At 61.1% G+C, this 8,635-nt stretch carries 10 protein-coding genes; 4 read left to right on the top strand and 6 right to left on the bottom strand.

Translation table 11 applies throughout. The annotated features are described in order from the left end of the window. The 3 genes from RMO18_RS11885 to RMO18_RS11875 all read left to right on the top strand — a co-directional run. Positions 1-2,775, top strand: a 2,775-nt coding sequence (locus RMO18_RS11885) for a sarcosine oxidase subunit alpha family protein (RefSeq protein ID WP_309666130.1), incomplete at its 5' end; no start/stop codon positions are given. Continuing rightward, entirely contained in the window at positions 2,768-3,331 is a 564-nt protein-coding gene (locus RMO18_RS11880; RefSeq protein WP_309666128.1) for a sarcosine oxidase subunit gamma, read from the top strand. The genes RMO18_RS11885 and RMO18_RS11880, both read left to right, overlap by 8 nt. A 72-nt stretch (positions 3,332-3,403) precedes the next feature. Next, positions 3,404-4,063, top strand: a complete 660-nt coding sequence (locus RMO18_RS11875; RefSeq protein ID WP_309666127.1) for a cupin domain-containing protein — start codon at positions 3,404-3,406, stop codon at positions 4,061-4,063. Here the strand turns inward: RMO18_RS11875 and RMO18_RS11870 are convergent. From RMO18_RS11870 to RMO18_RS11845, 6 genes are all read right to left on the bottom strand, one after another. Continuing rightward, a complete protein-coding gene (locus tag RMO18_RS11870) occupies positions 4,054-4,332 on the bottom strand; it encodes a hypothetical protein (RefSeq protein WP_309666125.1) in 279 nt (92 codons plus the stop codon). The two genes, RMO18_RS11875 and RMO18_RS11870, sit on opposite strands and share 10 nt — an antisense overlap. Further along, entirely contained in the window at positions 4,329-5,006 is a 678-nt protein-coding gene (locus RMO18_RS11865; RefSeq protein ID WP_309666124.1) for a hypothetical protein, read from the bottom strand. The genes RMO18_RS11870 and RMO18_RS11865 overlap by 4 nt, the downstream gene beginning before the upstream one ends. A 75-nt stretch (positions 5,007-5,081) precedes the next feature. Further along, on the bottom strand, positions 5,082-6,518 hold the full coding sequence (locus tag RMO18_RS11860) for an amino acid permease (RefSeq protein ID WP_309666122.1): 1,437 nt from the start codon (positions 6,516-6,518) through the stop codon (positions 5,082-5,084). Between the two features lie 9 nt (positions 6,519-6,527). Next, on the bottom strand, positions 6,528-6,695 hold the full coding sequence (locus tag RMO18_RS11855) for a hypothetical protein (RefSeq protein WP_309666121.1): 168 nt from the start codon (positions 6,693-6,695) through the stop codon (positions 6,528-6,530). Between the two features lie 9 nt (positions 6,696-6,704). Next, a complete protein-coding gene (locus RMO18_RS11850) occupies positions 6,705-7,085 on the bottom strand; it encodes a hypothetical protein (protein WP_309666120.1) in 381 nt (126 codons plus the stop codon). Position 7,086: 1 nt separating this feature from the next. Further along, positions 7,087-7,374 (bottom strand): hypothetical protein, encoded by a 288-nt coding sequence (locus RMO18_RS11845; protein ID WP_309666119.1) that lies wholly within the window; start codon positions 7,372-7,374, stop codon positions 7,087-7,089. A gap of 241 nt (positions 7,375-7,615) precedes the next feature. On the opposite strand from RMO18_RS11845, the gene RMO18_RS11840 reads away from it, so the two are divergent. Beyond that, complete coding sequence (locus RMO18_RS11840; RefSeq protein ID WP_309666118.1) at positions 7,616-8,512, top strand: glutamine amidotransferase family protein; 897 nt, start codon at positions 7,616-7,618, stop codon at positions 8,510-8,512. Positions 8,513-8,635 lie beyond the last annotated feature (123 nt).

Genomic DNA, 8,635 nt, shown 5'->3' with positions numbered 1-8,635 from the left:
CCCCTGTCTGCGGGGTCGGAGGAGCCGAACGCGCTGGTGCAACTGCGGTCGGGCGCGCGGCAGGAGCCGAACACCCGGGCGACGGTGGCAGAGCTGTTCGACGGGTTGGAGGCCACCAGCCAGAACGCCTGGCCGTCGCTGCGGTTCGACGCCATGGCGATCAATGACCGGTTCAATACGTTTTTCACCGCCGGGTTCTACTACAAGACCTTCATGTGGCCGAAGGCTTTCTGGGAAAAGGTCTATGAGCCGATCATCCGGCGTGCGGCGGGTCTGGGTGCGATGTCGCGGCTGGAAGACCCTGATGATTGCGACAAGGGCTATCTGCACTGCGATCTTCTGATCATCGGTGCAGGGCCGGCGGGCCTGATGGCGGCACTGACGGCGGGACGCGCGGGCGCGCGGGTGATCCTTGCGGATGAGGATTTCCGCATGGGTGGGCGGCTGAATGCCGAGACGTTTGATGTCGGCGGCTTGGCTGGGGCCGACTGGGCGGCGGGTGTGGTGGCGGAACTTGCAAGCCTGCCGAACGTGCGGCTGATGGCGCGCACAACGGTTGTCGGGGCCTTCGACCACGGCATCTATTCGGCGTTGGAGCGGGTGTCGGACCATCTTTTGGTCCCGATGCCAGACAAGCCGCGCCAAACGCTGTGGCGGATCTATTCCAGACGCGCGCTGCTGACCGGTGGCGCGACCGAACGGCCGATCGCCTTTGAAAACAACGACCGGCCAGGGATCATGCTGGCTGGATCCATGCGCGCTTATGCGAACCGCTGGGGTGTTGCCGTTGGCGACCGCGTGGCGCTGTTCACCAACAACGATGATGGTTTGCGGACGGCATTGGATTTGCAGGCCAAGGGCGTGGATGTGGTTGCGGTGATCGACAATCGTGAGGGCGGCGCGTTGCTGCCCGGCATCCGCCATCTGCGCGGGGCGGAGGTCATCGACAGCGCGGGCTGGCTAGGTCTGACGTCGGTGACGGTACGGCTGGTCAGTGGCAAAACCGAGACCATCGCCTGCACTGCTTTGGGCGTGTCAGGTGGCTGGAACCCCAACGTCAACATAACCTCGCACCATCGGTCGCGCCCGGAATGGCGCGAAGACATCGCAGCCTTTGTCCCCGGTTCTGGCGGACCAGCGGGCCTGACGGTTGCGGGGGCAGCAGCGGGGGCGATGTCAACCCATGCGGCCTTGACGACAGGACACGCGCATGCGTTGACGGTGCTTGAGGGGCTCGGGATTGTGGCAAAGGCCGGTGATCTGCCGCAGGCCGAGGATGCGCCGGTGGCAATCAAGCCGCTGTGGTACGTCCATTCCGGCAAGGGACGGGCGTGGATTGACCAGCAGAATGATGTCACGGTCAAGGATATCAAGCTGGCCCATCAGGAAAACTTCACCGCCGTCGAGCATCTTAAGCGCTACACCACGCTGGGGATGGCAACCGATCAGGGCAAGACGGGCAACGTGCTCGGTATCGCCATCATGGCGGAACTGACGGGCCAGTCGATCCCGGCCACGGGGACCACGGTCTACCGCCCCCCCTACACGCCCGTGGCGATGGGCGCGTTGGCGGGGCGGTCGCGGGGCGTTGCGTTCAAGCCTTTCCGCCTGACGCCAAGCCACAAATGGGCCGAGGAGCAGGGCGCCGTCTTTGTCGAGGTCGGCAACTGGCTGCGCACGCAATGGGTGCCGAAACCGGGTGAGACGACGTGGCGGGAAAGCGTTGACCGCGAGGTTCTGGCGACGCGCAAGTCGGTGGGCATCTGCGATGTCACGACGCTTGGCAAGATCGACATTCAAGGGACCGACGCGGGCACGTTCCTTGACCGGGTTTATGCCAACACGTTCTCCACGCTTCCTGTTGGCAAATGCCGCTATGGCCTGATGCTGCGCGAAGACGGGATGGTGTTTGACGACGGCACCACCGCGCGGATGGGGGAACATGAGTATGTGATGACCACCACCACAGCCAACGCGGTGACGGTGTTTCGCCATCTGGAATACTGCCGCCAGTGCCTGTGGCCCGATTTGGACGTGCAACTGATCTCGACCACCGAGGCTTGGGCGCAGTATTCCGTTGCCGGACCCAATGCGCGGAAACTGCTGCAAAAGCTGGTGGATCAGGACATCGCGGACATGGCCTTTCCCTATATGGGCGCGGGCAACATCACCGTGGGCGGGCTGCGGGCGCGGCTCTTCCGCATCTCGTTCTCGGGTGAGTTAGCCTATGAGATTGCGGTGCCGACACGCTATGGCGACGCGCTGATCCGCAAGCTGGTTGAGGCCGGACAGGAGTTCGATGCCGTGGTTTACGGCACCGAGGCCCTGAGCGTGATGCGGATCGAGAAGGGCCATGTGGCGGGCAACGAGCTGAACGGCCAGTCCTCGGCGCTGAACATGGGTCTGGGCAAGATGGTGTCGAGGAAGAAGGACTCCATCGGCATGCTACTGAGCCAGCGCGAGGGGATGAACCAGCCCGGCGGATATCGTCTGGTCGGTGTGAAACCGGTCGATCCCAACGGCAACCTGTCGGCCGGCAGCCACTTCATGGAGATCGGCGCGCCGGTGGAACTGGCAAGCGACGGCGGCTGGCTGACCTCCAAGGTGTATTCGCCGCATCTGGGCTGCGACATCGCGCTGGGCTATCTCAAGGGCGGCGACCAGAAGATCGGCCACCGGATGCGGGCCGTGAACTTCCTGACCAAGACCGACACCGAGGTCGATATCGTCAGCCCGCATTTCTTTGATCCTGAGGGGGAGCGTCTTCGTGGGTGAAGCATGGCAGCAGATGACGGCGCTTGGACACGTAGCAGCCAACGTGATTGATATCGGCGCTTACCGGATTGCCGAACGGTTCGATGTTTCCCTTGCTTCGGTCGCCACGCGCCGCGGACGCGACGGGGATGTCGCGCAGGCCGCGAAAGCAGCGGGTGTGCCGCTGCCAAAGCCTTCGGAAGCGTTTGGCGGACAGCCATTTTCCGGTTTCTGGCTGGCCCCCGAGATGTGGATGATCGAGGCACCCTTTGACAGCCACGAGGATATCGCGGCACATTTGAAAACCGTTTTCGGTGCCGCAGCGTCAATCACCGAACAAACCGACGCTTGGGTGCGTTTCGACGTGTCCGGCGGAAATCTTGTCACCTTGTTCGAACGGTTGTCGAACCTTGATCTGTCGGTTTTGCCAAATGGGCATGCCAGCCGGACGGTGATCGAGCATCTGGGATGTTATCTGATCAAGCGCTCAGCCGATCTGGTCACGCTTTACGGTCCGCGCTCGTCGGCGCAAAGCCTGCTGCATGCGCTGGAAGTGACTGCGAAATCGGTGATCTGAGCTGCGCTATTGCGACAAGACGTGTTTCCCTGTAGTGAAAATTCTAGTGGTATTTCCACAAGGATCATTTGCATGGCCAAGATCGACTATGTTCCTGCTCTGCCACGCGGCAAGCCTGCTTTCGATCAGGATCCCCACCGCGTCCGCGAAATATCAGAGCGCAATCTTGAGGCAGCGATAGGCCGTGAAGTGCGGACCTTTCGTCGGCAACAGGGCATGACCGTGGCTGATCTGGCCAATGTGACCGGCCTGTCGATCGGCATGTTGTCCAAGATCGAAAACGGCAATACTTCGCCCTCGCTGACCACGCTGCAGGTGCTGAGCCACGCGTTCTCGGTGCCGGTTACCGCGTTTTTCAAAAGCTTTGAAGAACGCCGCGAAGCCCAGCATGTGAAAGCTGGCGCGCATGTCGAGATCGAACGGCGCGGCACACGTGCCGGACACCAGTACAATCTGCTGGGTCATATCGGATCGAATTCATCTGGCGTGGTGGTGGAGCCTTACCTGATCACCCTCACCACCGAGAGCGATATCTTCCCGGCGTTCCAGCATGAGGGGCTGGAGCTTCTATACATGCTGGAGGGTGAGGTGGATTATCGCCATGGCGATCAGATTTATCCGCTGAAACCCGGCGACAGCCTGTTTTTCGATGCCGACGCGCCGCATGGGCCAGAGGTGCTGGTCAAGCTGCCTGCGCGCTATCTTTCGGTCATCTCGTACCCTCAGGGCTGATCCGTTTTGGCCTGCCAGACCGCCCGGCGGATCCGGGCGATCTTGTAGGCGTCAAAGATGGCCATGGCCCAGACGAACAGTCCACCCGCCATCTTGCCGACGAACGACACATCCGGGGCCGCCGTCTTGAGCGTGAAGCCACCAAGCAAGACGATGAAGAACACGAAGATCAGCCCGCGCAGCGGCTGGCGGTTCAGAACCTGTCCGACGCCGGGCAGGATCACAGCCACCACCAGCACAAGGTAAGGGTTTGGCGGAGCCTTGGTCATCGTGTCTTCCCGGCGTTTTCCAGCAGATCATCGCGCAGTGTCAGAAGGCTTTGCAACAGCGGCGAAAGGCGTGACGGCGACAGTGGGGCTAGCCCAACCTCGGCATCGCGGAAGATCAGATAGCGCCCGCGGTCAGCCTCGTCCCCGAGAAGCACCAGACGCAACCCCTTGGGCGAGACGAGCAACTCTTTAACATGCGGGTCGGCAAAGACCCCGGCGTGGCGGGTGATCAGGTGCTGTGGCGGGACCTCTGAGGCATTGTCGCTGCGAATGGCGGTGCCTTGCGGAAAGTCGTCAGGGCAGGGCAACGACTGCGGCAGGCTGGCAAAGTGTGAGAACGGTTCATGGCCCGTCGGCCGCGCCATGATGTCTAGCGTGGCATCGACAGGCAGCGGTTCGGGGAGAGTGATCATCACCCAAAGTGTCGGCAATTTGCGGAACGTCAGGCTGTCGGGCAGGGCCTGAAGATCAAAGGCACGGGCGCCGATGTGGCCGGTGACGCGGGCAAAACCGGTGGGTTCGATGCGCCGCACCACCCGGTCGAACAGCGGGGCGACAGCGTCGAAATAGCCGGCGCGGGCGGCTTTGCGCTGGCGGCTTGCGCGCAGGATCGAAGCTGCCAGCCATAGCACAAGGCAGGCCACGACCACAGCGAAGGCAAGTTTGACCGGCATCGCGCTTCCTTGTTGAAAACGGCCCGCCCGTGGTTGGGCGGGCCGCTGCGGCCGATTCAGGCCTTGTGGTACGGATCAGTAGCCCCTCGGCTTGGGCCAAGGCATGGTGAACTGTGCGCCCCGGTTGACAAAACGGTAGCGCCAGAAGTGGAACCACAGCGACACGACGATGTAAAAGCCCACCATCGCCACAAGTTGCGTGCCATAGCCAAGGAAAACCGCGAAAAACGTCGTGGCGCAAAGGCCCAGCAGCACGATGGCCGGCAGCGGATGGAACGGGTGTTCATAGCCGCGCTTGATCGAGTTCAGCGGCCACTTCTTGCGGAACATGATGATGTTCAGCGGCATGAACGTATAGCCTAGCAGCCCTGAGAGGATGGAGAAGGTGATCACCTGATCCAGAGGCGCGCCAAGGGCGAAGATCAGCGCGATCGGGACCAGAAACACTATTGAGCGATAGGGCGTGCGATACTTGGGGTGCACCGCGCCGAACCAGCCCGGTAGATACTTGTCGCGCCCCATGGAAAACCACGCCCGGCTTGCGTCGTTGATGCAGCCGTTGGCGCTGGCAAGGGTGGCAAAAAGCGTGCCAAAGCCCAAGAGCCAGATCAGCCCGGTTGAGCCCGACAACCGCGCCGTATCAAACAAGGGCGCGACTGAACCGTTCACGCCATCCCCCAGAAATTCCCACGGCAACACGCCGGTACAGACGTACCAGGTGAGCGTCGCTGCGATGAGCAGGGTCATGATCCCGGCCAGCGTACCAAACGGCAGGGCGCGTGCGGGCGAGCGGACCTCTTCGGCGGCTTGTGTGGTGCCCTCGATGCCAAGATAGTACCAAAGGCCGAAGTGCATAGCCGCAAGGACCCCGATCCAGCCGTAGGGCAGGCCATGCCCCTCGAACAGGGCCGCGTGCTGCATGATGCTGTCGCCAACGATGCCGGTGGTGGCAACAAACAGCACAAGGATCGCCACGAAAGCGATGGCGGTGATGACAAGGTTGAATGTCAGCGTTGCCAGCACCCCACGATAGTTGAGCCAGGCCAGAAACATGATCACCAGGACAATGAAAGGCCGCTGGTCCAGCGTGCCCTCATACCCTGACATCGTTGCCACCACCGAGAACAGATAGCCCGCCGTAATGGCATTGGCGGCCTCGAGCATGGTGTAGGCGAAGACGAGGTACAGGCCGACATTGAAGGCCATCAGCGGGCCGACGATGTGCTTGGCTTGGGTGTATTGCCCGCCAGCGGCAGCAACGGTTGAAGTCACCTCGCTGTCGATCATCGCAACACAGGTGTAAAGGATGCCCGCGAACCAGCAGGCGATCAGGGCTGCATAGGCGCCGCCTTTGCCGACGGCAAAGTTCCAGCCCATGTATTCGCCCACCAGAACGATGCCCACGCCGAGGGCCCAGACATGGGCGGGCCCAAGGACGCGCAGCAGGCCAATCTTGGTTCCGTGCGGCCCCATTCCGTCGATGGTCTTGGAGGTGATGTCTGTATCTGCCATGATGCCCCCCTAAACCTTGTGTTGTTCGGTCATGGCCTCAAGCTCGCCTTCGCGAGATGAGGTCAGGACATCTTCGGAATAGGTCGTGTCGGTCCGCAGCCAGTCGACGGCCATGTAAAGACCGAACAACGCCGAAAGTGCCCAAGCGGCATATTCAAGATAGTTCCACGTTTCCATTGCTGCCCCCTACCGGTCGCCAAATTTTTCGGAAATCACTTCGCGGTATTCGACTTCCGAGAAGCGCAGCAAAAGAAAGTAGTAGAGTACGATCACAACGATCATCGCGATCAGCGCCCCCGCGGTGAAACTGTAGTCAAAGCGCGCAAGGATGAGGTCATGCGCCGAAGCCGGGTTGTAACCAAGGGCTTCGTATTGCGCGGCTTGCGCCGGTGTCTGGCCGAGAGTTTCCCACGTCGGGTTTTCAACGGGTGTGGTCACGGCCTTGGCCGCGCCAGACATGCCAAGCTTCAGCGGCACGAACAGCGCGCCAACGGTCAGTGTTACCAGCACGATCACATCGATCAACTGGCTGATCTTGCTTTGGCGGGGCGGGATGTAATGCGCCATCTCAGGTCCTCCGCCCACGGGCTTCATCAGAGAACTTGATGTCCAGCCCATACATGAAATCGCGATCTTCGCGGTAATGCCGCAGCATTGCGGTGATGGCGGCGGTGTTGAACACAAGAACGATCGCCCCACCGATCAACAGTAGGGTCCTTGCCGTACTGTCGGGCGCCAGATCCCACGTGGCATAGGCCACGAAAATCACGCTGCACCAGAGGCCGACCACAAACGCCCATGCCACCAGCACATCACGTCGGTGCATCGCCTCGATTCTCTGATCAAGGTCTGCCATTTTGTCCCCTCCCTTGCAGCCAGTCATTCGCCGGTGATGACTGAGCCGCTGCGCCGTTTCCCTGTCCGGCAATTTTGTTTTCTTAAAGGAAATCCGTCCTGCGACATTCTGTCAAGCAAAACCGCCCAAGATTTAGGCGATGTGTGAAGAATTTCCCGTGAAGTGAAAAATGTTTCTCATCAGTTGAAACGCAGAATCTTCGGTGCTAGCGTTCAACAAAGCAGTGGAAGGAGGCGAATCCATGTGTGGTATCGTTGGGTTGTTCCTGAAGGACGCGAAGTTAGAGCCGCAGCTTGGGGCAATGTTGTCCGACATGCTGATCACCATGACCGACCGCGGCCCGGATTCCGCAGGGATCGCGATCTATGGTGGCGGCAAGGATGGAATTGGCAAGATCACCGTCCAGTCGGCCCATCCTGAAGTGGACTTCAAGGATCTCGATGCGGATCTGAAATATGCCATCGGCCAGCCGGTGCTCCTTCTGGTGAAAAGCACGCATGCTGTGCTGGAAGTCCCGATTGACCAGTTGGAGGCGGCACGGTCGGCGTTGGCGCATCTACGCCCCGACATCAAGATCATGAGCGTCGGCGACAGCATCGAAATCTTCAAGGAAGTCGGGCTGCCGAAGGATGTTGCCCGCCGGTTCGAGGTTGCCAAGATGGGCGGTACGCATGGCATCGGCCACACCCGCATGGCCACCGAAAGTGCGGTGACCACGATGGGTGCGCATCCGTTCTCTACCGGATCGGACCAGTGTCTGGTGCACAACGGCAGCCTGTCCAACCACAACGGCGTGCGGCGCGAACTGAAACGTCAGGGCATGACTTTCGAGACCGAGAATGACACCGAAGTCGCCGCCGCCTTTATCAGCCACAAACTGAAGGAAGGCGACACTCTGGGCGAGGCGATGGAGGCGACGCTGACCGATCTGGACGGCTTTTTCACCTTTGTTGTCGGCACCAAGAACGGCTTCGGCGTGGTGCGTGATCCGATTGCCTGCAAGCCTGCCGTGATGGCAGAGACCGATCAATATGTGGCCTTCGGGTCGGAATACCGGGCGCTGGTCAACCTGCCGGGGATCGAGCATGCCCGCGTTTGGGAGCCTGAACCGGCCACCGTCTATTTCTGGGAGCGTTGAGCGAATGCAGACCTTCGATCTTGGCGCAGAGGGGCTGCGCGCGCTGAACGCATCGCTGCACGCCCTGAAGGGCCAGACCAACATGACCTCGTGGGAGGTGATCAACCCCAAGGGCGCCCATGC

This window comes from Tabrizicola sp. (assembly GCF_031377265.1).
Lineage (GTDB): Bacteria > Pseudomonadota > Alphaproteobacteria > Rhodobacterales > Rhodobacteraceae > JAUYQR01.
This window is presented reverse-complemented; position numbering and strand designations above follow the sequence as displayed.

Excerpts from the sequence above, each read along its gene's own strand:
- RMO18_RS11875 (WP_309666127.1), top strand. The coding sequence starts at position 3,404 with ATGGCCAAGATCGACTATGTTCCTGCTCTGCCACGCGGCAAGCCTGCT.
- RMO18_RS11870 (WP_309666125.1), bottom strand. The coding sequence starts at position 4,332 with ATGACCAAGGCTCCGCCAAACCCTTACCTTGTGCTGGTGGTGGCTGTG.
- RMO18_RS11865 (WP_309666124.1), bottom strand. The coding sequence starts at position 5,006 with ATGCCGGTCAAACTTGCCTTCGCTGTGGTCGTGGCCTGCCTTGTGCTA.
- RMO18_RS11860 (WP_309666122.1), bottom strand. The coding sequence starts at position 6,518 with ATGGCAGATACAGACATCACCTCCAAGACCATCGACGGAATGGGGCCG.
- RMO18_RS11855 (WP_309666121.1), bottom strand. The coding sequence starts at position 6,695 with ATGGAAACGTGGAACTATCTTGAATATGCCGCTTGGGCACTTTCGGCG.
- RMO18_RS11850 (WP_309666120.1), bottom strand. The coding sequence starts at position 7,085 with ATGGCGCATTACATCCCGCCCCGCCAAAGCAAGATCAGCCAGTTGATC.
- RMO18_RS11845 (WP_309666119.1), bottom strand. The coding sequence starts at position 7,374 with ATGGCAGACCTTGATCAGAGAATCGAGGCGATGCACCGACGTGATGTG.
- RMO18_RS11840 (WP_309666118.1), top strand. The coding sequence starts at position 7,616 with ATGTGTGGTATCGTTGGGTTGTTCCTGAAGGACGCGAAGTTAGAGCCG.